At 63.6% G+C, this 18,325-nt stretch carries 22 protein-coding genes; 14 read left to right on the top strand and 8 right to left on the bottom strand.

Annotated features, from left to right (window positions below; genetic code table 11):
* Positions 1-160: 160 nt before the first annotated feature.
* Positions 161-1,042 carry a DMT family transporter gene (locus ACIPZB_RS16465; protein ID WP_400641609.1) on the bottom strand — a complete coding sequence of 294 codons (882 nt, stop codon included), beginning with the start codon at positions 1,040-1,042 and terminating at the stop codon, positions 161-163.
* A 247-nt stretch (positions 1,043-1,289) separates the two neighbouring features.
* On the opposite strand from ACIPZB_RS16465, the gene aceK reads away from it, so the two are divergent.
* Positions 1,290-2,999 (top strand): bifunctional isocitrate dehydrogenase kinase/phosphatase, encoded by a 1,710-nt coding sequence (gene aceK / locus ACIPZB_RS16470; protein ID WP_400641611.1) that lies wholly within the window; start codon positions 1,290-1,292, stop codon positions 2,997-2,999.
* Positions 3,000-3,065: 66 nt separating this feature from the next.
* On the opposite strand, the gene ACIPZB_RS16475 is transcribed toward aceK, so the two are convergent.
* Positions 3,066-3,926, bottom strand: a complete 861-nt coding sequence (locus ACIPZB_RS16475) for a DUF6279 family lipoprotein (RefSeq protein WP_400641613.1) — start codon at positions 3,924-3,926, stop codon at positions 3,066-3,068.
* 130 nt (positions 3,927-4,056) lie between these two features.
* Here ACIPZB_RS16475 and ACIPZB_RS16480 point away from each other — a divergent pair, with 130 nt between their 5' ends.
* Positions 4,057-4,893, top strand: coding sequence for a S1 RNA-binding domain-containing protein (locus tag ACIPZB_RS16480; RefSeq protein ID WP_400641615.1), 837 nt, complete (start codon positions 4,057-4,059; stop codon positions 4,891-4,893).
* A gap of 2 nt (positions 4,894-4,895) precedes the next feature.
* On the opposite strand, the gene ACIPZB_RS16485 is transcribed toward ACIPZB_RS16480, so the two are convergent.
* Both ACIPZB_RS16485 and ACIPZB_RS16490 read right to left on the bottom strand, forming a co-directional pair.
* Positions 4,896-5,276: a hypothetical protein gene (locus tag ACIPZB_RS16485; protein WP_008098775.1), complete on the bottom strand. Its 381-nt coding sequence runs from the start codon at positions 5,274-5,276 to the stop codon at positions 4,896-4,898.
* A 222-nt stretch (positions 5,277-5,498) separates the two neighbouring features.
* The gene (locus tag ACIPZB_RS16490) at positions 5,499-6,968 is read right to left on the bottom strand and encodes a nitrous oxide reductase family maturation protein NosD (protein ID WP_400641617.1); all 1,470 of its coding nucleotides are present in this window, start codon (positions 6,966-6,968) and stop codon (positions 5,499-5,501) included.
* Between the two features lie 245 nt (positions 6,969-7,213).
* Here ACIPZB_RS16490 and ACIPZB_RS16495 point away from each other — a divergent pair, with 245 nt between their 5' ends.
* The 3 genes from ACIPZB_RS16495 to def all read left to right on the top strand — a co-directional run bounded on the left by ACIPZB_RS16495 (position 7,214) and on the right by def (position 9,029).
* Positions 7,214-7,393, top strand: a complete 180-nt coding sequence (locus ACIPZB_RS16495; RefSeq protein ID WP_008098780.1) for a CsbD family protein — start codon at positions 7,214-7,216, stop codon at positions 7,391-7,393.
* A 149-nt stretch (positions 7,394-7,542) separates the two neighbouring features.
* Positions 7,543-8,496 carry a YihY/virulence factor BrkB family protein gene (locus ACIPZB_RS16500; RefSeq protein ID WP_400641619.1) on the top strand — a complete coding sequence of 318 codons (954 nt, stop codon included), beginning with the start codon at positions 7,543-7,545 and terminating at the stop codon, positions 8,494-8,496.
* Complete coding sequence (gene def, locus ACIPZB_RS16505; protein WP_400641621.1) at positions 8,493-9,029, top strand: peptide deformylase; 537 nt, start codon at positions 8,493-8,495, stop codon at positions 9,027-9,029. The genes ACIPZB_RS16500 and def overlap by 4 nt, the downstream gene beginning before the upstream one ends.
* Here def and ACIPZB_RS16510 read toward each other — a convergent pair.
* Positions 8,984-9,433, bottom strand: coding sequence for a GNAT family N-acetyltransferase (locus ACIPZB_RS16510; RefSeq protein WP_400641623.1), 450 nt, complete (start codon positions 9,431-9,433; stop codon positions 8,984-8,986). The genes def and ACIPZB_RS16510 overlap by 46 nt on opposite strands.
* A gap of 299 nt (positions 9,434-9,732) precedes the next feature.
* Here ACIPZB_RS16510 and ACIPZB_RS16515 point away from each other — a divergent pair, with 299 nt between their 5' ends.
* A complete protein-coding gene (locus ACIPZB_RS16515; protein WP_008098787.1) occupies positions 9,733-9,990 on the top strand; it encodes a DUF2790 domain-containing protein in 258 nt (85 codons plus the stop codon).
* A gap of 157 nt (positions 9,991-10,147) precedes the next feature.
* Here the strand turns inward: ACIPZB_RS16515 and ACIPZB_RS16520 are convergent, their stop codons facing one another.
* Positions 10,148-11,503 (bottom strand): PLP-dependent aminotransferase family protein, encoded by a 1,356-nt coding sequence (locus ACIPZB_RS16520; protein WP_400641871.1) that lies wholly within the window; start codon positions 11,501-11,503, stop codon positions 10,148-10,150.
* 91 nt (positions 11,504-11,594) lie between these two features.
* Here ACIPZB_RS16520 and ACIPZB_RS16525 point away from each other — a divergent pair, with 91 nt between their 5' ends.
* From ACIPZB_RS16525 to ACIPZB_RS16560, 8 genes are all read left to right on the top strand, one after another.
* Positions 11,595-12,560, top strand: a complete 966-nt coding sequence (locus tag ACIPZB_RS16525) for a threonine dehydratase (protein WP_400641625.1) — start codon at positions 11,595-11,597, stop codon at positions 12,558-12,560.
* 47 nt (positions 12,561-12,607) lie between these two features.
* On the top strand, positions 12,608-12,862 hold the full coding sequence (locus ACIPZB_RS16530) for a type II toxin-antitoxin system HicA family toxin (RefSeq protein WP_400641627.1): 255 nt from the start codon (positions 12,608-12,610) through the stop codon (positions 12,860-12,862).
* Positions 12,859-13,191, top strand: a complete 333-nt coding sequence (locus tag ACIPZB_RS16535) for a type II toxin-antitoxin system HicB family antitoxin (RefSeq protein WP_008098794.1) — start codon at positions 12,859-12,861, stop codon at positions 13,189-13,191. The genes ACIPZB_RS16530 and ACIPZB_RS16535 overlap by 4 nt, the downstream gene beginning before the upstream one ends.
* Before the next feature lie 79 nt (positions 13,192-13,270).
* Entirely contained in the window at positions 13,271-13,915 is a 645-nt protein-coding gene (locus ACIPZB_RS16540; protein ID WP_400641629.1) for a LysE family translocator, read from the top strand.
* A 236-nt stretch (positions 13,916-14,151) separates the two neighbouring features.
* A complete protein-coding gene (locus ACIPZB_RS16545; protein ID WP_400641631.1) occupies positions 14,152-14,577 on the top strand; it encodes a YybH family protein in 426 nt (141 codons plus the stop codon).
* Between the two features lie 44 nt (positions 14,578-14,621).
* On the top strand, positions 14,622-14,966 hold the full coding sequence (locus ACIPZB_RS16550) for a YciI family protein (protein WP_008098803.1): 345 nt from the start codon (positions 14,622-14,624) through the stop codon (positions 14,964-14,966).
* Between the two features lie 21 nt (positions 14,967-14,987).
* Positions 14,988-15,473 carry an SRPBCC family protein gene (locus ACIPZB_RS16555; protein WP_008098806.1) on the top strand — a complete coding sequence of 162 codons (486 nt, stop codon included), beginning with the start codon at positions 14,988-14,990 and terminating at the stop codon, positions 15,471-15,473.
* Positions 15,473-16,711, top strand: coding sequence for an RNA polymerase sigma factor (locus tag ACIPZB_RS16560; protein ID WP_400641634.1), 1,239 nt, complete (start codon positions 15,473-15,475; stop codon positions 16,709-16,711). The genes ACIPZB_RS16555 and ACIPZB_RS16560 overlap by 1 nt, the downstream gene beginning before the upstream one ends.
* A 138-nt stretch (positions 16,712-16,849) precedes the next feature.
* On the opposite strand, the gene ACIPZB_RS16565 is transcribed toward ACIPZB_RS16560, so the two are convergent.
* Together ACIPZB_RS16565 and ACIPZB_RS16570 are read right to left on the bottom strand one after the other, a co-directional pair.
* Positions 16,850-17,320, bottom strand: coding sequence for a MaoC family dehydratase (locus ACIPZB_RS16565; RefSeq protein ID WP_008098003.1), 471 nt, complete (start codon positions 17,318-17,320; stop codon positions 16,850-16,852).
* Between the two features lie 33 nt (positions 17,321-17,353).
* Entirely contained in the window at positions 17,354-18,298 is a 945-nt protein-coding gene (locus tag ACIPZB_RS16570) for a lysophospholipase (protein WP_400641636.1), read from the bottom strand.
* Positions 18,299-18,325 lie beyond the last annotated feature (27 nt).

An 18,325-nucleotide genomic window follows, 5' to 3' on the forward strand; every position in this document is an offset into this window, starting at 1 on the left:
GCTGGATTCATCGCCGGCAAGCCGGCTCCCACAAGGGCAGCAGTGATCTTTTGTGGGAAGCAAAGGCAGCAGTGATCTTTTGTGGGAGAAAGGACAGCACTGATCTTTTGTGGGAGCTGGCTTGCCAGCGATTGGGCTGCACAGCAGCCCCTGCGGTCGATCAGGCACTACGCCGCGCAGGCTTGAGCACCAGCCACAGCGCCGCAGCAATCAGCATCCCGCCATACAGGTGCCCCATCGACAGCGGCTCATCCAGCAGCCAAGCGCCCCATAGCACGCCGAACACCGGAATCAGGAACGTCACGGTGCTGGCCTTGACCGGCCCGATCTCGGCCAGCAGGCGGAAGTACAGGATGTAGGCGAAAGCGGTGCACAACAGCCCCAGGCCCAGCAGTGACATCCACACCTGCCAGCCGCCCCAGCTGGCGGGGGGCTGGGTCAGTGCGCTCCAGGCGAACAACGGGGTCATCATCAGCGTGGCGCCGAGCATGCTGCCCAAGGCCGAGAGGCGGCTGTCCAGGCCACTGATCCAGCGCCGGGCGAGGAACCCGGCAAAGCCGTAGCAGGTGGTCGCCGCCAGGCAGGCCAGGGCGCCTTGCAGCAACGCCATGTCCAGGGCCACCGGGCCGGCGCCGCTGAGGATGCCGACGCCGAACAGGCCAAGGAAGATGCCGCACAGTTTTGCCGGCGTCATCGCCTCGCGGAAGAACAACGCGCCGATCAACACGCCCATCAGCGGTGTGGTGGCATTGAAGATCGCCGAGTAGCCCGCCGGCAGCACCTGCGCTGCCACCGAATAGAAGGTGGCCGGAATCCCCGAGTTGATCATGCCCAGCACCAGGCAGGCGCCGAGCTTGCCTTCGAAGTTCCAGCGCACCCGGGTGGCCGCGAGGATGGCGATCAGGCCCAGGCAGGCGATCGATACGCGGAAGAAGGCGGTGGGTACGGTGCCCAGCTCGGGGGCGATGATGCGCATGAACAGGAAGCTCGCCCCCCAGACGGCGGCAAGGGTCAGCAGACGGGTCAGGGCGATGGGGCTCACAGCGGTCTCCAGGTACAAGGCAGGGCGCGAGTGTACGCGAGGGAGTGGGGTGGGTTCTTGTGCTTTCTTGCGGTGTGAATCTGTTCGGGCCTTATCGCCGGCAAGCCGGCTCCCACAGGTACAGCGCAAGCCTCAAGGGTGTGACCTCCCTGTGGGAGCTGGCTTGCTGGCAATGGGGCCTGCGGGCCTCGCAAAACGCCAGGGGCGACTAAGCTGTCTATCTCACCCCCTCAGCGAGGTGTCTCGCATGACCGAGCACTGGCCTGCCGGCGAAATCGCCCGGATGATCCTCGACGGCTTCGACGACTACCGCGAGCACTTTCGCCGCATCACCCTCGGCGCCCGCGAGCGCTTCGAGCAGGCTCGCTGGCAGGACAGCCAGCGAGCGGCGGCGGCGCGCATCAACCTCTATGAGCGCAAGGTCGGCGAGGTCAATGGCTGGCTGCGCGATGGCTTCGATGACGAGGTGTTGCTGCAGGTCGAACAATGGCCGCTGGTCAAGAGTGCCTATATCAGCCTGATCGACCCGCGGCTGGACGATGAACTGTCGGAGACCTGGTACAACTCGTTGTTCTGCAGCCTGTTCAGCCATGACCTGATCAGCGATGGCTGCATGTTCATCCACACCACACGGCCTTCGATGCGTGGCCATGAGCGGGCCGCGCAGACCCGCACCTACCGGCTTGAAGCCAACCTCAAGGGCCTGCTGCGGGCGATCTTCGCCGACCATGCGTTCGCCTACGGTGACCTGGAAGGCGACCTGTCACGCCTCGAAGAGCAGTTGCGCGAATGCCTGCCGGACTGGGTGTGTAAGGACCCGGCACTGGCCGTGGAGCTGTTCGTGCCGGTGCTGTATCGCAACAAGGGCGCCTACCTGGTCGGTCGGTTGTACAACGCCGACGAGCAGTGGCCGTTGGTGATTCCGTTGCTGCACCGCGAGGGCCATGGCATCGAGGCCGACGCCCTGATCACCGACGAGGCCGAAGTGTCGATCATCTTCTCCTTCACCCGCTCTTACTTCATGGTCGATGTGCCGGTGCCGGCGGAGTTCGTCAACTTTCTCAAGCGCATCCTGCCGGGCAAGCACATTGCCGAGTTGTACACCTCGATCGGCTTCTACAAGCACGGCAAGTCGGAATTCTATCGGGCGCTGATCAACCACCTGGCCAACAGCGAAGACCGTTTCGTGATGGCGCCCGGTGTCCGCGGGATGGTCATGAGCGTGTTCACCCTGCCGGGCTTCAACACCGTGTTCAAGATCATCAAGGATCGCTTCTCGCCGTCGAAGACCGTCGACCGTGCCACGGTGATCGACAAGTACCGCCTGGTGAAGAGTGTCGACCGGGTCGGGCGCCTGGCCGATACCCAGGAGTTCGCCGATTTTCGTTTTCCATGCGGCAAGTTCGAGCCCGAGTGCCTGGCTGAACTGCTGGAAGTGGCACCGTCCACCGTGGCCCTGGAAGGCGACACGGTGTTGATCCGCCACTGCTGGACCGAACGGCGCATGGTGCCGCTGAACCTGTACCTGGAGCAGGCCAGCGAAGCCCAGGTGCTCGAAGCACTGGAGGATTACGGGCTGGCCATCAAGCAGCTGGCGGCGGCGAACATCTTTCCGGGTGACATGCTGCTCAAGAACTTCGGCGTCACCCGGCATGGCCGGGTGGTGTTCTACGACTATGACGAGATCAGCTTCCTGACCGAGGTGAATTTCCGCCACATTCCGCCGCCGCGCTACCCGGAGGACGAGATGTCGGGTGAGCCGTGGTACTCCATCGGGCCGCACGATGTGTTTCCTGAGGAATTTCCGCCGTTCCTGTTCGCGGATATCGGCCAGCGGCGGTTGTTCAGCCGCTTGCATGGGGAGCTGTATGACGCCGATTACTGGAAAGGGCTGCAGGCGGCGATCCGGGACGGGAAGGTGATCGATGTGTTTCCGTATCGGCGCAAAGGGCGATGATTTCTGGTTGGCTGGGCTGGCCCTATCGCCGGCAAGCCGGCTCCTGCACGGTAAGGCCGGGCCTGATCAACCCTTCATGCACTTGAGCTCACTGAAATCGGTACGCACCTTGGCCAGCTGTTCCTGCAGGTTCCGGCGCTGCGCGGGGGTACTCTGGTGCAGCAGGTCGATCAGCAGGCTGCGCGCTTGCTGCTCGCTGTTCTGGAAGGCGATGCGGTACTCCGGCGTCCACAGGCTCTCCTTGCGCTGCAGCAGCCGCGCCAGGCGCGGCTCGAAGCTGGCGTCGCTGCGCTGGTTCATGGCCAGCAGCAACTGTTGCTGCCAATGGGCGCGGTTGGCAATCGACTGACGGTTCTGGTCGCCGAGCGCCTGCGACCAGCTCAATACTCGCAGACGCTGGGCAGCAGTGAGTTCGCCGAACCACGGCACCAGGCGTTTTTCCATGCGCTCGGCGCGGCGGGCAATCTGCTTGGGCAAGGGCGTATCGGCGTAGAGTTTCTGACGTTCGCTGATGTCTTCACGGAAGGCTTCGCGCATTTTCGCGACCTGGGCATCGCTCATGCCGCGCAGCAGCTCGGTGGCCGAAGGGGTGATCTGTTCGGCGACGCGGCCTATGGCCTGACGCGCTTCGGTCGTGCGCTGCTGCAGGGCCTGGTCGGTCACCTGGTCCTCGGCGACCATGTCGCGCACCCGGTCCAGCCAGTCGAGGTAGCCGGGCAACTGGGTCTGGCAATGCCAGGCCAGGTGCTGCTTGAGCCGTTCGTCGAGCAATGTCTTCTGCTCGCGGTTCATCGCCAGGTACTCACCCAGTGACCAGGGCACCAGCCGGTCGAGGTTGCGATAGGCCAGGTCGATGCGGCTGCACGCCGCCAGCACCAAGGCGCAACCGAGGGTGATGAGCAGGGCTTTGGACAGGCGTAGAGGCATGTGCTGATCCTTGCAGTGGCTGGCCACTCGGTAGACGCAAGGGCCACGCAACGGTTCCGCCGAATCAGCGGTGGGGCAGCGCGCGGGCTTCAGGTGTAGAATAGCCGCCTTGTCTTGAGGAACATCGGAAATGGCTCTGCTTGGGCGTTACAACAGTTTGCAAATCGTGAAACACGTGGAATTCGGCCTGTACCTGGATGGCGGCGCCGACGGCGAGATCCTGCTGCCCGGGCGCTACATCCCGAAGGACGCGGAAACCGAGGTCGACGACTGGTTGAACGTGTTCATCTACCTGGACAGCGAAGACCAGCTGATCGCCACCACCGAAAAGCCCAAGGTCCAGGTCGGCGAGTTCGCCAGCCTCAAGGTCAAGGACATCAACGGTGCCGGAATCTTCCTCGACTGGGGCCTGTCCAAGGACTTGCTGATGCCGTACTCGGAGGAGGCGCGGCCGTTGAAGGTGGGTGACTACTGCGTGGTGCACGTCTATCTCGACAAGCGCACCCGCCGCATCACCGCCACCTCACGCCTGGACCGCTACCTGGACCGTACGCCGGCCGAGTACCCGGTCGGCCAGCCGGTCGAGCTGCTGGTGGCCGGGCAGACGCCCATGGGCTTCAAGGCGATCATCAACAACCGCCATTGGGGCCTGATCCACAAGAACGAAGTGTTCAAGTTCCTGCGTTCGGGGATGCACGAGAAGGGTTACATCAAGGAAGTGCGCCACGACGGCAAGATCGCCCTGAGCCTGCAGCCGGTCGGCCAGGCCCTGGCCGAAGGCCTGAATGAGCAGATCATGGCGCGCCTGGAGGCCGAGGGCGGGGTATTGCCGGTGTGCGACAAGAGCGACCCGGAAGTGATCAGCCGCATGTTCAATGTCAGCAAGGGCAACTTCAAGAAGGCGATTGGCGCGTTGTTCAAGCAAGGCCGCATCGTCATCCATGACGATCGCATCGAGCGGACCTGAAATCAGGCCTGTACGAAGGGCTTGAAGTCGAGCTGGTCGCCACCCGGGCGGGTGTCGCGCAGCAGCGAGTCGCGGTCGGCGCTCAGCGCCAGGCTGATGGTCGAGCGGCGCTTGCCGGGGTTGCGCACTTCCATCTGCTCCTGGTGAGCCTTGATGAAGTTGGTGGGCACCTTGAGGTGCTGCAGCTCATCGGTTTCGGGGGTGTGCAGCAGCAGGTTGACCCAGTCCGGCTGGCCTTTGCGCAGCAGTGCCACCGGCACTTCGAACCACCACAGGTTGCGTTTGCGGTCGAGGATGGCGAACAGGGAGTTGGCGCTGGTGAGTACCGGTTTGGCCAGCGCTTGGTTGCGACGGGCGATGGCGGCGGGTTTGTCGAGTTTCATGCAGGTTCCTGCGGGTTGACGCTTGATTAGGGCTGCATTGTGAGGGGTGGCGGGTAGCGGGGCAAGATCTGCTGGCCTAATCGCCGGCAAGCCGGCTCCCACAGGTACCCCACAGTTTTCAGAACCTGTGCTGCCCCTGTGGGAGCAACTGTCTTGCTCAATATCCTGAAGCCTGCGCGATCCCTTGTGGGAGCCGGCTTGCCGGCGATAGGGCCGGTAGCCTCAGCGACGAACCGGCAGGCTCAACTCCGAGGTCGCCCCCTCGGCCGTGGTCACCGTCGCGGTAAAGCTGCGCAACCCTCCGGCATTCTGCAAAGGCTGGGCAAACCGCGCCTGGCCCTTGTCATCGCTGTTCACCAGCACTTCCCCCAGATACTGCTGCGCTTCAGTCCCCTCCGCCTCGGCATTGCCGAACACTTCGACCCGCAACAGGCTCGACGCCGGCCCTTGTACCTCGCCACGCAGTACATTGCCGTCCAGCGCCACCAGCCGTGGCGGCTGCTGATTGTGGTTGGGCAGTGGCTGGCACGGCTTAGGCTCGCCCTGGGCATCGCAGATGATCGCCTGATCCTGCTTGGGCAGGTCCGCACCCACGCCGCGCGAACCGACGTACAACGCATGGGCCTGAGCCGGCACCCCGAAGACGATGGCGCCCGTGCGCTGATCCGCCACACAGGATCCGCCCGCCTCGCAGCGGCGGATATCCTGGCTGTTGCCCCAGATACGGTTGCCGCTCAAGCGCGTGGCGGTGAGGTCCGGTTCCGGGCGCAGGGCGACGCCGATGCGATTGCCGTGGATCAGGTTGCCATCGAGGATGTTGCCTTCGCCGGTCACGCTGACGCCGATCGAGTTGCCGCTGAACGTATTGGCGCCCAGGTAGTTGCGCTTGCCCCAGTTGATCTGCAAGCCATCCGAGTAGTCCTCGAAGCGGTTGCGCACCACCGTGTTGTCGTTGCCCAACAAGATCTCGATGCCTTGTGACGGCTCGGGGTTGGCGGTGGTTGAGCGGAACAGGTTGTCGGCCACCAGGTTGAACGCCGCGCCTCGGGTCAGCTCCAGGCCGTCGCCGTTGTCGATCAGTTGGTTGCGCAGCACCTTGTTGTTGATCGTGGTGGTGGCTGTGGGGTTGCCGGCACCGTCGTCGCCGGTGAGCATGATGCCCGCACCGCCCTTGTTGGCGACGATGCGGTTGTCTTCGATGATGTTGCCGCTGGCACGGTTGACCAGGATGCCGATGCAGAAATTGCGCACCTCCAGGCCACTCAAGTGCACGCCTTGGGTATCACGAAGCACCAGTCCCGGATTGGTGGTGGTTCGCACATTGGTGCCGAACTGGCCGGGCAGGGCGCCGGGGCAGGTGCGTACACCTTGGTCCTTGATATAGCCGGAACCGTCGATGGCGATGTATTGCCCGTCGCGCGCCCAGGATTGGCCGGTGATGTGCACCGGGCCCTTGATTTCCGGCAGGGCACGGGTCGGGCGGATGACATACGGAGCCTGGCCGACCGCGGCGATTTCGATGCGGTAATGGCCGGGGTGCTGGTTGCTGGTCTCGATGGCCCAACGCAAGGTGCCGGGCTGGCCATCGTCGGCATAACGGTTCACCAGCAGGGTTTCACTGGCCGGTGCGGCGGCGAGTGCAGGCAAGGGCAATAGCGGTAGCAAGGCCGCGAGCAAAGGCATGAGGCGCATGGGTGCGGGTTTCCGATAATGGTTGTTCTTGTCGGTTGGCAGCCTGCTTCGGGTTGCCGTTTGCCCGCGATTCTAGGGGAGCCGGTTGGCGGGGCGTAGCGGCCCGGGGCTGATTTGGTGCGGTATTCGCCCGCAGATTCACCGCTCGGCTTGAGCGGGGCAAATTGTTTGAAACTCCTGGTGCAGAGGCTCGGTCCACCGACTGTCGACACGGTCCCCGTGTCTCCATTTGCAGGAGATTTGCCATGAGCGGCACCAAAGACAAAGCGAAAGGCTTGGCCAACGAAGCTGTAGGCAACATCAAGCAAGGTGTCGGTAAGGTCACCGACAACGAAAAGCTGCGCGCCGAAGGCAAGGCCCAGGAACTCAAGGGCGAGGCGCAGCAGATCAAGGGCAACGTCAAGGATGCGGTGAAGAAGCCTTGATGATGCACTGACTGGACCGGCCTCTTGCTCGTAGAGGCCGGAACAGTTTCAAGCAGGCAACTTCTTCTAGTACGGTAGGGAGCAGTACATCAGTCGCGTGGTCTATTAGACTTCCCTGTTGTATTGATCAAGCGGCGAAAGGAGACGCTATGATTTTCCCCGACCTGCGCGGCCTGCCCTTGCACCGCGTGCTGGTACGCACCGTCCAGGAATTTCTCGATGACGAGATGTCCACCTATGCGTCTGCGCTGGCCTACCAGATGCTGTTCTCGCTGTTCCCGTTCCTGCTGTTCCTGATTGCCTTGATCGGCTTTTTGCACCTGCCCGACTTCTTCTCCTGGTTGCGCCTGCAATCAGAACTGGTGCTGCCACCCCAGGCGCTTGAGCAGGTCAACCCGGTGATCGACCAGTTGCAACAGTCCAAGGGTGGCCTGCTGTCGGTGGGTATCGTGATCGCCTTGTGGACCGCTTCTGCCGGCGTGCGCCTGATGATGAGCGCCATGAACGCCGCCTACGACGTGCCCGAAGGCCGCCCGGTATGGAAACGCATTCCGCTGTCGATCTTCTACACCGTCGGCATCGCCGGCATGTTGCTCTCGACGGCAGCATTGATGGTGCTGGGGCCGCAGGTGATGGAGTGGATTGCCGCCCAGGTCGGCATGCAAGAGGTGGTGGTGACGGTGTGGACGATTCTGCGCTGGCCGGCGATCATCATCCTGATGATGGTGGCGGTCGCGTTGATCTATTACGTGATGCCCGATGTGAAGCAGAAGTTTCGCTTCATCACGCCAGGTTCGGTGCTGGCGGTGGTGGTCTGGATCATCGCCTCGCTGGGCTTTGCCTACTACGTGAAGACCTTCGCCGACTACAACGCCATGTACGGCAGTATCGGTGCAATCATCGTGCTTTTGCTGTATTTCTACATCTCTGCGGCCGTGTTGCTGTTGGGCGCAGAAATGAATGCCGTGATCGAGCACATGTCGGCCGAGGGCAAGAACCCTGGCGAGAAGGATTTCGAGGGCAGCAAGGCCAAGGAAACCATCACCGTGCTCGGCCATGAGCACCCCGTAGAGCCCCAACCGTCCGAGCCGAACCCGCGATGATCCGTGACATCCTCAAGATGGGCGACGAGCGCCTGCTGCGCGTTGCCCCTGCGGTCCCCGACCACCTGATCGGCAGCGCCGAACTGCAGCAACTGATCGACGACATGTTCGAAACCATGCGGCATGTCGGTGGGGTAGGGCTGGCAGCGCCACAGATCGGCATCGACCTTCAGCTGGTGATCTTCGGTTTCGAGCGCAGCGAGCGTTACCCGGATGCCGAACCGGTACCGCAGACCATCCTGATCAACCCGGTGATCACGCCGCTGTCGACCGAGATCGAGGATGGCTGGGAGGGCTGCCTGTCAGTCCCGGGTCTGCGCGGTGTGGTACCCCGCTACAAACACATCAGTTATGCGGGCATCGACCCGCAGGGCCAACCGATCAATCGCTTTGCCGACGGTTTCCACGCGCGGGTGGTGCAGCATGAATGCGACCACCTGATCGGGCGGCTTTACCCGTCGCGCATCCAGGATTTCAGCAAGTTCGGCTACACCGAGGTGCTGTTCCCCGGGCTGGACGCCAGCGACGACTGAGCACGCACCAAGGCGACCAACTGCTTGCTGCGTTGGTAGCGTGAAAGTCGGCTTGCCAAGGCTTGCGGGAGCGCGGCGGCGTGTTCGAAGCCAAGGCGCTCATACAGCGCGACAAGCTCGGGATGACAGAACAGCCAGGTGCTGCCCTGCGTTTGGGCCAACGCGGCGTTGACCAGTTGCCCAGCCACCCCCTGGCCCCGCAGCTGCGGGGCAACGAACAGACCGGTAAGCCAATGGCCGTCGTCGACGGGCCTGAGACTCAGGCCTGCAACGATGCCCGAAGCGCGCGCCACCCAAAGTTGCCCTTCATTGTCTGCACGCATGCGCGAGCCCTGCTGGCGGTAGAAATGGTCGAGCAGGCGGCGTTCGGCGCCAATCAGTTGTGTGCAGTCCAGCGAAGTCATGGGTTTTCCATTAAAAAGCATTTGCGACAAGGGCGCGTGTGAACCCGTGGCAGAGGCTCTGGGGCGGTATTTTCAGACGTTTTTTGTTGCGGATTGTTGCAAATCACACAAGGGTGAATGTCCGACGTCGGGGTTCAACTATTCCTATCCGGGAGTAGAATTTTACTCATCCCCCCTGGCAGTACGACAAAGCGGGATCGGTACTTCGTGTCATCTTCGCAGTCGATGACAACTTCTCCGCGCCATTGACGGCATATGAAGTCAATCGATCAGCTTGATTGCTTTGAAGGCCAAACACCATGAAACCATTACTGATTCTTGCACTGGTCGGTATGTCTTCGTTCGCCCTGGCGGATGAGGCCAAGCCTGTCTCCACCGAGCCTGTGGCCCAACAGTACGACTACTCCATGAACCTGGACATCAAACGGGTGATCAACCTGTCGACGATCCCCAATGTCTGCGAAGTGGTGCCTGCGACCATGACCTATGAAGACCATCAAGGCCAAGTGCACACCATTCAGTACCGGGCCATGGGCGAGGGCTGCCAGCAAGGTTGATGCGCAAATCCCAAAGCTGACGCAAATCCCTGTGGGAGCCGGCTTGCCGGCGATGAGGCCGGAGCAGGCAGAAGACTTTCGTCTTGAGTAGCCTGTTCTGGCCCTATCGCCGGCAAGCCGGCTCCCACAGGGGGCAGCGCTGTTTCCAATGACTGCTTCAGGCAGTTTGCCCCCCTGCCAACACCTGTCGCACCACCTCCAACCCTCGCTTCAGCCCGGCCCGGCTTGTCGCCGCCGACAAGCTGATACGCACCGCCTGTACCTCGCTCGCGCCAATCGCGAAGACACTCGCCGGCACCACCTCCACGCCTTGCGCCCGGCACTGCGCCACCACCCTGTCAGCTCCCCGCGAAGCCGCCACCCACACATGCGGTGAGGGCTCGCTGGCGTTGTGCAACGCATCCCCCAGCAACTGGCGCGCCAGGCGCCAGCGCACGGCCACCTCCCGGCGCTGCCAGGCCAACCGCCGCGCCGCCGTGCCGTCTTCGATCCACTGGCAGGCGATGTGCAGGTTCAGTGGCGACACTGGCCAATGGCTGGCACCCGCATGCGGATCGACCTGCTCCAGCAGGCCCGGGCTGGCCACGATCCACCCCAGGCGCAACCCGGCGGCCACGGTCTTGGACAGGCTGCTGATCAGAATGCCGTGGTCGCCCAGCAGCGGATAAAGCGGGGCGTGGTCGCTGAGTGCGCCGTACACATCATCCTCGATCACCCGCAGTCCCAGGCGCCTGACCACCTCGGCGATGGCCTGGCGGCGTGCGTCGCCCATGCAGGCACCGGTGGGATTGTGCAGGGCAGGGGTCGTCACCAGCACCCGTGCGCCACTGGCCCGGGCAACCCGGTCCAGCTCCTGCGGCAGCAGGCCCTGGGCATCGAGTGCGACCCCGTGTACCGGCAGGCGCAGTTGCCGGCACGCGGCCTTGATGCCGGGCGCGGTCAGGGCTTCGAGCAGCACCGGCTCACCGGCCTGGCAGAACGACTGCAGCAACAGAGTCAGGGCCTGCTGGGCGCCGCCGCAAGGTAGCAACTGCTCCGCCGACAGGGCCAGGCCGCGATTGCTCAGCCAGCGAGCACCCTGAAGGCGGCCCAGCAACAGTTGCTGCGGACCAAGGTAATGATCGAGCAGCTGCGTCTGACCTTGAGCCAGCAAGGCCTGAAGGCTTGTCTGCAGGTCCCGGTTGGCAGGGTCGGCTACCGGCACGTTGGTCGACAGGTCGATCAAAGCGCCCGGGCTGTCGTGCTGCTTGAGGCGAAATAGCGTGGCCTCTCGGCTGCCCGCCAATACATAGGTGCCGCGCCCGACTTCGCCCGCCACCAGGTGTCGGGCGGCCGCTTCGCGGTAGGCCTGCTGGGTGGTGCTGGGGTTGAGCCCGAGCTTCCAGGCCAGGCGGCGCTGGGGCGGCAGGCGCTCACCGACCTTGAGCGTGCCGGCTTCGATGGCGCTGGCGATGGCGTCGACCAGTGCCAGGTAGCGGGGCTGGCCATCGTCGGCCAGTTGAGGCATCCACATGAAATTGCCGCCCATGCAATATAAGGATTTACCCATACAATGCCCGGCGCCTAGGATCGGTTCAACCTCGTACCGATAAAGGATGACCGCCATGTTCGACCTTGCCGCCCTGCGTGAAGCCGCCGCCTACGTCCACCAGCATGTTCCCGCTACCGCGCAGTACCGTTGGCCGTTGCTGGCCGAGCAGCTGGGCTGCGAGGTCTGGGTCAAGCACGAGAACCACGCGCCCACCGGGGCGTTCAAGGTACGGGGCGGCCTGGTCTACGTGCGCTCGCTGCTGGCCGCTGGCGAGCCGCCCCGCGGGCTGGTCACCGCCACCCGTGGCAACCACGGCCAGAGCATGGCCCTGGCCGCGCGCCAGGCGGGTGTGCCGCTGGTGATCGTGGTGCCCGAAGGCAATTCGAAAGAGAAGAACGCCGCCATGCGCGCCCTCGGCGCCGAGTTGGTCGAGCACGGCGTGGACTTCGATGTGGCCCGCGAGGAGGCTGCCCGACTGGCCGAGGCCCTGGGCTATGACATGGTCCCCTCGTTCCACCCGGAACTGGTGCGTGGCGTGGCCACCTATGCCTTGGAGCTGTTCGAAGCCGTGCAGGCGCTGGACTGCGTCTACGTGCCGATCGGCATGGGATCGGGCATCTGCGGGCTGATCCAGGCGCGCAACCTGCTGGGGTTGAAGACCGAGATCGTAGGGGTGGTTTCCAGTGCGGCCGATGCCTACGCGCAAAGTTTCGAGCAAGGGCGCATCGTCACCACCCGCAGCGCCGAGACCTTCGCCGATGGCATGGCCTGCCGGGTGCCACACCCTGATGCGTTTGCCCTGGTCCGCCAGCATGCTGCGCGGATCGTGCGGGTCACCGACGGCGAAATCGCCGAGGCCATGAGGCTCTACCACGAGGCCACCCACAACACCGCCGAAGGTGCCGGGGCGGCGGCACTGGCGGCATTGATGCAAGAGCGCGAAAGCCAACGGGGCAAACGGGTGGCGGTGGTGCTGAGCGGGGCCAACGTGGACCGTGCACGCTATGCGCAGGTGCTAGCGGGGGACGAAAAATCCTGAATGAATATTGAGGAAAAAGTGCTATCTTATTTTGATAGCATTTTTCCATGAACACTCGATACCGAAAGATTTTCGATGCCATCCACCGGACGCCAACCACGTCGTCATTGGCCTTATCCGAGATCGAAGCGCTGGTGCTTCACCTCGGCGGCGAGGTGCTGGAGCGGCAAGGGTCCAGGGTCAAGCTGATGCTTGGCGGCCAGTGCTGGAGATGTCATCGCCCCCATCCAGGCAAGGAAGCCAGGCGGTATCAGATTGAAGAAGCCCGCGAATTCTTGTTGCGGGCAGGAGTCAGCCTATGAGTTGCATGCGCTACAAGGGCTATGCCGCCCGAATCGAATACGATGAGCGTGACGATATTTTCGTCGGCCGCGTGCTTGGCATGCGCGACATCATCAGCTTTCACGCAAGCTCCGTCCCCGAGCTGCATGAAGCCTTCCGTGAAGCGTTGGAGGATTATCTGGCCGACTGCGCCGAACAAGGCATCACCCCTGAAAAGCCCGCATCGGGCAAGGTCATGCTGCGTATCCGGCCGGAGGTGCATGCAGCTGCCAGCATTGCCGCTCGTGCTGCCGGCAAGAGCTTGAACCAGTGGGCGGATGAGGTGTTCGAGCAGGCGGCTTTCGCCTGACCGAACACCTCGCTTCCAATCCCCGGTTCACTCGTGGCAGGCTCTACCGCGCCTAAATTGGTCAGCCACCGAGTACTCAATGCCATTTTCCAACGGTTTTCTCCTCAGCCTGTCCCTGTGCCTCGATATCGGTATCGCCAACATCGCGATGATCACCCTGGCCATGCAGCGTGGCTTCCTGCAAGGGTTCTGGCTCGGCCTGGGCACCTGTGTCGGTGACCTGGTCTACGCGATTGCGGCGCTTGCCGGCATGACCGTGCTGTTGCAGTTCGAAAGCGTGCGCTGGACGTTGTGGCTGGGTGGCTCGGCGTTACTGGTCTGGTTCGCACTGAAGATGCTGATGGCTGCCTGGCGCGGTGGGCATATGGAGGCGCGAGCAGAGGTGGTGGTGGAGTCGGGATGGCGCGAGTTCTTGCGCGGTATCTTCCTGGCCATGTCGTCGCCCAGCGCCATTCTATGGTTCGCTGCGGTAGGTGGCGTACTGATTTCCCGCTCCGGCGGCGGCAGTTTGCTGGATGCGGGATTGTTTCTTGGCGGCTTCTTCGCTGCCGGGCTGGTGTGGTGCATGAGCCTGTGCGGCATTGCCAGCCACGGGGGGCGCTTGCTGGGTGATCGGCTGCTGACCTGGTCGTACCTGCTGTCGGCGGCGATTTTTTGCTACTTCGCGGTGTATGTCATCGTTTCGGGCTACCGTGAATTTATCCTGGTCAGCCCGGTGGTGTAAGCAGTGATCGTGTTGTGGGTGCGAGGGGCACGGTTTTAGCGCTTTGGCGCCCTCCAGATCGAGCGCCGCCCGCGCGGCGCTGGATCTTGAACCCCTGAAAATGGCATGGCGAACACTTCGCGCATCACCGCCCATCGACCGCCACGCCCTTCATGTCGATTTTTCGCTCCTCCGTTCGACCAGTGTTGAAGGCCCCCGCAAACGCCGTGGCCACTCACTACTTCGGAGACAACCCGATGAACTCCCAAGCCGAATCCGAAATCCGCCAACTGATCGATCGTTGGATGCAGGCCGTGCGCGACCGTGACATCCCGAACATCGTCGCCCCCTATGCCGACGATATCGTCGCCTTCGATGCCATCAAGGAACTGCAATTCAAGGGCAAGGCCGTGTACCAGGCGCATTGGGAAATGTGCATGGGCCTTTGCACCGGCCCCATGGTCTTCGAACTGGCCGAGCTCACCGTGCATGCCGATGGCGACCTGGGCCTGGCTCACTGGCTCAACCGCTGTGGCCCCTCAGACGATGAAAGCCAGTGCGGCTTCATGCGCGCCACCGTGGGCTATCGCAAGGCAGGCGGCCAGTGGCAGGTGATCCACGAACACTGGTCGGCACCGTTCGACATGGAAACCCAGAAAGCACTGTTCGATCTCAAGCCCTGAGCCGCTATCGCCAAACGCACTTTGCCGATGCCCTGGAGACGACCATGAAATACCTGTGCCTGGTCTATTGTGACGAAGGGCTGCTGCACAGCCTGCCCGACAGCCCGGAAGATGCCGAATGCATGGCCTACGCCGAAGCGCTGCACGGCTCCGGGCGCATGCTCGCAGCGGAGGCGCTCAAGCCTGTGCAGACCGCCACCACGGTGCGCATGCGCGCAGGGCGCATGAGCCTGACCGATGGTCCGTTCGCGGAAACCAAAGAACAATTGGCGGGCTTTTACCTGGTCGATGCCCGCGATCTCAACGAGGCGCTCAACATCGCCAAGGGCATCCCCGCTGCGCGGGTCGGCAGCGTTGAAGTACGGCCAGTGCGCGAATTGCAGCCCTGACAGCCACGGAGAACAACCAGCATGAGCCTTGCCCAGCCTGCGCAAGCGCAGCACGAATTGTCCATCAGCCGCCTCATCGATGCGCCGCCGGCCAAGGTGTTCCGTGCCTGGACCGAGCCCGAATGGCTGATGCAGTGGTGGGGGCCGCATGGCATGACGACCCCGGAATGCGAGATGCAGCTGTGGGTCGGCGGCCTCTTGCGTACCTTGATGCGCGCGCCAGATGGCACCGAGTACCCCACCCAGGGCGTGTTCCTGGAAATCGCCGCCCCACGTCGGCTGGTATTCACCGACGCGTTCGGCCCGGGCTGGGTGCCTTCGGACAAAGCCTTCATGACGGCGGTCATCACCTTTGACGAGGAACAGGGCAAGACCCGTTACACCGCCCGCGCCTGGCACTGGAGCGCTGCCGACAGCCGTGCCCATGAAGAAATGGGCTTCTACCAAGGCTGGGGAGAAAGCCTGGACCGCCTGGTGGAGGTCGTGACCCAGCGGATGCCGGACTGATGGCCCAGGTGAGCGCGGTGGGTGCTGAAGTCGAGGCGGTGTACCGCCGCGACTCGCGGCGCATTCTCGCGACGCTGATCCGTTTGCTGGGCGATTTCGACCTGGCCGAGGAGGCCCTGCACGATGCCTTCTTCATTGCCGTGGAGCGTTGGCAGCGCGATGGCATCCCGGACAATCCGCGCGCCTGGCTGGTGTCGGCCGGCCGCTTCAAGGCCATCGACGCGCTGCGCCGGCGCGCACGGTTCGACCGCTCCCAGGCAGACCTGATCATGCTCATCGAGGGCCAAGGCCAAGACCCCAGCGAGGAGGAGTTGCTCGCCGACGACCGCCTGCGGCTGATCTTCACTTGCTGCCACCCGGCCCTGGCCGCCGATGCCCAGGTGCCGTTGACCCTGCGTGAAGTCTGCGACCTGACCACCGAGCAGATTGCCCGGGCGTTTCTGCAGAGCCCGGCGACCATCGCCCAACGCATCGTGCGTGCCAAGGCCAAGATCCGCGATGCGTGCATTCCATACCAGGTGCCGGAGCTGCACGAGCTGCCGGAGCGGCTGGAGAGTGTGTTGCGAGTGATCTATCTGGTGTTCAACGAGGGGTACTCGGCGTCTTCTGGCGAGGAGGTGCTGCAACAGGCGCTGAGCGATGAGGCGATTCGCCTCGGACGTTTGCTGGTGCAGCTGTTGCCGGACCCGGAGGCCGTCGGCCTGCTGGCGCTGATGCTGTTGCAGGCATCGCGGCAGCGGGCGCGTAGTGATGCCGAGGGCAACCTGGTGCTGCTCGACCAGCAGGACCGCAGCCTTTGGGACCGCGAACAGATCAGCGAAGGTTGCGAGCTGGTGCGGTTGGCGTTGCGCAGCAGAGCGTTCGGGGCCTATACCGTGCAGGCGGCGATCGCTGCAGTGCATGCCGAGGCACCGAGCGCCGATGAAACGGACTGGGTGGAAATCGTCGGGCTTTACGATGTGCTGCAGCAGCATTGGCCTTCACCCGTGGTGGCGCTTAATCGGGCCGTGGCACTGGCCCAGCGGGATGGGCCGCAGGTGGGGTTGCGTGAGGTCGAGGCGATTCTGCGGGCTGGGGACTTGCGTGAGTATCACCTGGCGCATGCGGCGCGGGCCGAGCTGCACCAGCAACTGGGCAATGTCGAAGAGGCCAGGGCGGCCTGGCGGCGGGCGCTGGAGTTGACCCGGCAGGCGCCGGAGCGGCGGCATATCGAACAGCGGTTACAGGCGTTGGGGTGAGTTGCCTGTACCGGCCCTATCGCCGGCAAGCCGGCTCCCACAGGTATTGCGCAGCACTCAAATGCAGTGGGGTACCTGTGGGAGCCGGCTTGTCGTGGCGACGAACCGCGGCGATAGGGCCGGTACTGACGGAATCAATCAGCTGGCAACAAAATTCGGCGGCGACACCAGCTCGACGGTCTGCTGCTTGCGCGGCGCCAGGATCTCGGCCTCGCCCTCGACCACCAGTTCATCGTTCTGGTTGTACACGTTGGTGGCGATGCGCACCTTGAACTTGGGCAGCTTCTCGAGGATTTCCAGGCGCACGGTCAGCGTGTCGCCGATCTTCACTGGCTTCTGGAAGCTCATCTTCTGGCCCAGGTAGATGGTGCCAGGGCCGGGCAAGGTGCAGGCGACGGCGGCGCTGATCAGCGCACCGCTGAACATGCCATGGGCAATGCGCTCGCGGAACATGCTCTTGGCGGCGAACTCGGCATCCAGGTGCACCGGGTTGTGGTCACCGGACATGGCGGCGAACAGCTGGATGTCGCGTTCTTCCACGGACTTCTCGTAACTGGCCGTCTGGCCCACTTCAAGAGCTTCGTAAGGCGTGTTGGTGACCTGGGTCATTGGCGTTTCCTTGATGAAAGGACGAGGCCGCCATCATTCACTGCGGGCAGGGCGGCCAAGGGCCAGCGCCTGCTCCAGCCAAGCGAGGATATCGGCGGTGACCTCGTCTTTGTTGAGTTCATTCAGCACTTCGTGCCGCGCCTCAGGATAGACGCGCAGCTGTACATGTCGATTGCCGGTCGCGCGCAGGGCGTCGGCCAGATGAGTGAGACGCTTGCCGGCACTCACCGGATCACATTCGCCGCCAATTACCAGCAACGGCAGGTTCGGGTCGATCTGCGCCAGGTTCCTGGCCTGGCTGATCTGCGCCAGGCCCTGCAGCAGATCGAGCCACAGCTGGTTGCTGCAGCGAAAGCCGCACAGCGGGTCTTCGACGTACTTGTCGACTTCGACAGGATCGCGGCTTAGCCAGTCGAAAGTCGTGCGATTGGGCTTGAAGGTTTTGTTGAACGAGCCGAACGACAGCCAGTCGATCAAGGCACTTTTGCCCAATGGCCCCTGGCGTAAGGTTTCCAGGCGGGCAATCAGGCGCGCCGCCCGGTACAGCGCCGGCGGTTGCAGGTTGGAGCCACTGAGCACCGCCCCATGCAGGCTGCCACTGTGGTGCATCAGGTAGGCCTGGGCGATGTAGCTGCCCATGCTGTGGCCGAACAGGAACAGCGGCGTGCAGGGAAACTGCTGGCCGATGTGCTGGGCCAGCAAAGCGAGGTCGTTGACCACGGCATTCCAGCCATGCTTCCGGGCGAACAGGCCAAGGTTGCCGAGCTCGGCGGTGCGGCCGTGGCCGCGCAGGTCGGGTGCCAGTAGCGCGTAGCCGGCCTCGCTGAGGGCATGTCCCAGACGCTGGTAGCGGCCGGCATGCTCGGCCATGCCGTGCGCCAGCAGCACCACCGCCTTGACCGGCGTGGCGGGCAGCCATTGATGCACGTACAGGCTGCAATGCTCGCTGGCGGGCAGCCAGAAGGCGTCATGGGGCATGGCGAATCCTTTGCGCAGGGGTACGAG

Source organism: Pseudomonas sp. NPDC089396 (assembly GCF_044749545.1).
GTDB lineage: Bacteria > Pseudomonadota > Gammaproteobacteria > Pseudomonadales > Pseudomonadaceae > Aquipseudomonas.

Coding starts and splice junctions, on each gene's coding strand:
- ACIPZB_RS16480 (WP_400641615.1), top strand. CDS start 4,057: ATGGCTCTGCTTGGGCGTTACAACAGTTTGCAAATCGTGAAACACGTG.
- aceK (WP_400641611.1), top strand. CDS start 1,290: ATGACCGAGCACTGGCCTGCCGGCGAAATCGCCCGGATGATCCTCGAC.
- ACIPZB_RS16500 (WP_400641619.1), top strand. CDS start 7,543: ATGATTTTCCCCGACCTGCGCGGCCTGCCCTTGCACCGCGTGCTGGTA.
- ACIPZB_RS16490 (WP_400641617.1), bottom strand. CDS start 6,968: ATGCGCCTCATGCCTTTGCTCGCGGCCTTGCTACCGCTATTGCCCTTG.
- ACIPZB_RS16535 (WP_008098794.1), top strand. CDS start 12,859: ATGAGTTGCATGCGCTACAAGGGCTATGCCGCCCGAATCGAATACGAT.
- ACIPZB_RS16510 (WP_400641623.1), bottom strand. CDS start 9,433: ATGACTTCGCTGGACTGCACACAACTGATTGGCGCCGAACGCCGCCTG.
- ACIPZB_RS16550 (WP_008098803.1), top strand. CDS start 14,622: ATGAAATACCTGTGCCTGGTCTATTGTGACGAAGGGCTGCTGCACAGC.
- ACIPZB_RS16555 (WP_008098806.1), top strand. CDS start 14,988: ATGAGCCTTGCCCAGCCTGCGCAAGCGCAGCACGAATTGTCCATCAGC.
- ACIPZB_RS16515 (WP_008098787.1), top strand. CDS start 9,733: ATGAAACCATTACTGATTCTTGCACTGGTCGGTATGTCTTCGTTCGCC.
- ACIPZB_RS16540 (WP_400641629.1), top strand. CDS start 13,271: ATGCCATTTTCCAACGGTTTTCTCCTCAGCCTGTCCCTGTGCCTCGAT.
- ACIPZB_RS16570 (WP_400641636.1), bottom strand. CDS start 18,298: ATGCCCCATGACGCCTTCTGGCTGCCCGCCAGCGAGCATTGCAGCCTG.
- def (WP_400641621.1), top strand. CDS start 8,493: ATGATCCGTGACATCCTCAAGATGGGCGACGAGCGCCTGCTGCGCGTT.
- ACIPZB_RS16475 (WP_400641613.1), bottom strand. CDS start 3,926: ATGCCTCTACGCCTGTCCAAAGCCCTGCTCATCACCCTCGGTTGCGCC.
- ACIPZB_RS16565 (WP_008098003.1), bottom strand. CDS start 17,320: ATGACCCAGGTCACCAACACGCCTTACGAAGCTCTTGAAGTGGGCCAG.
- ACIPZB_RS16485 (WP_008098775.1), bottom strand. CDS start 5,276: ATGAAACTCGACAAACCCGCCGCCATCGCCCGTCGCAACCAAGCGCTG.
- ACIPZB_RS16525 (WP_400641625.1), top strand. CDS start 11,595: ATGTTCGACCTTGCCGCCCTGCGTGAAGCCGCCGCCTACGTCCACCAG.
- ACIPZB_RS16545 (WP_400641631.1), top strand. CDS start 14,152: ATGAACTCCCAAGCCGAATCCGAAATCCGCCAACTGATCGATCGTTGG.
- ACIPZB_RS16560 (WP_400641634.1), top strand. CDS start 15,473: ATGGCCCAGGTGAGCGCGGTGGGTGCTGAAGTCGAGGCGGTGTACCGC.
- ACIPZB_RS16530 (WP_400641627.1), top strand. CDS start 12,608: ATGAACACTCGATACCGAAAGATTTTCGATGCCATCCACCGGACGCCA.
- ACIPZB_RS16520 (WP_400641871.1), bottom strand. CDS start 11,503: ATGTGGATGCCTCAACTGGCCGACGATGGCCAGCCCCGCTACCTGGCA.
- ACIPZB_RS16495 (WP_008098780.1), top strand. CDS start 7,214: ATGAGCGGCACCAAAGACAAAGCGAAAGGCTTGGCCAACGAAGCTGTA.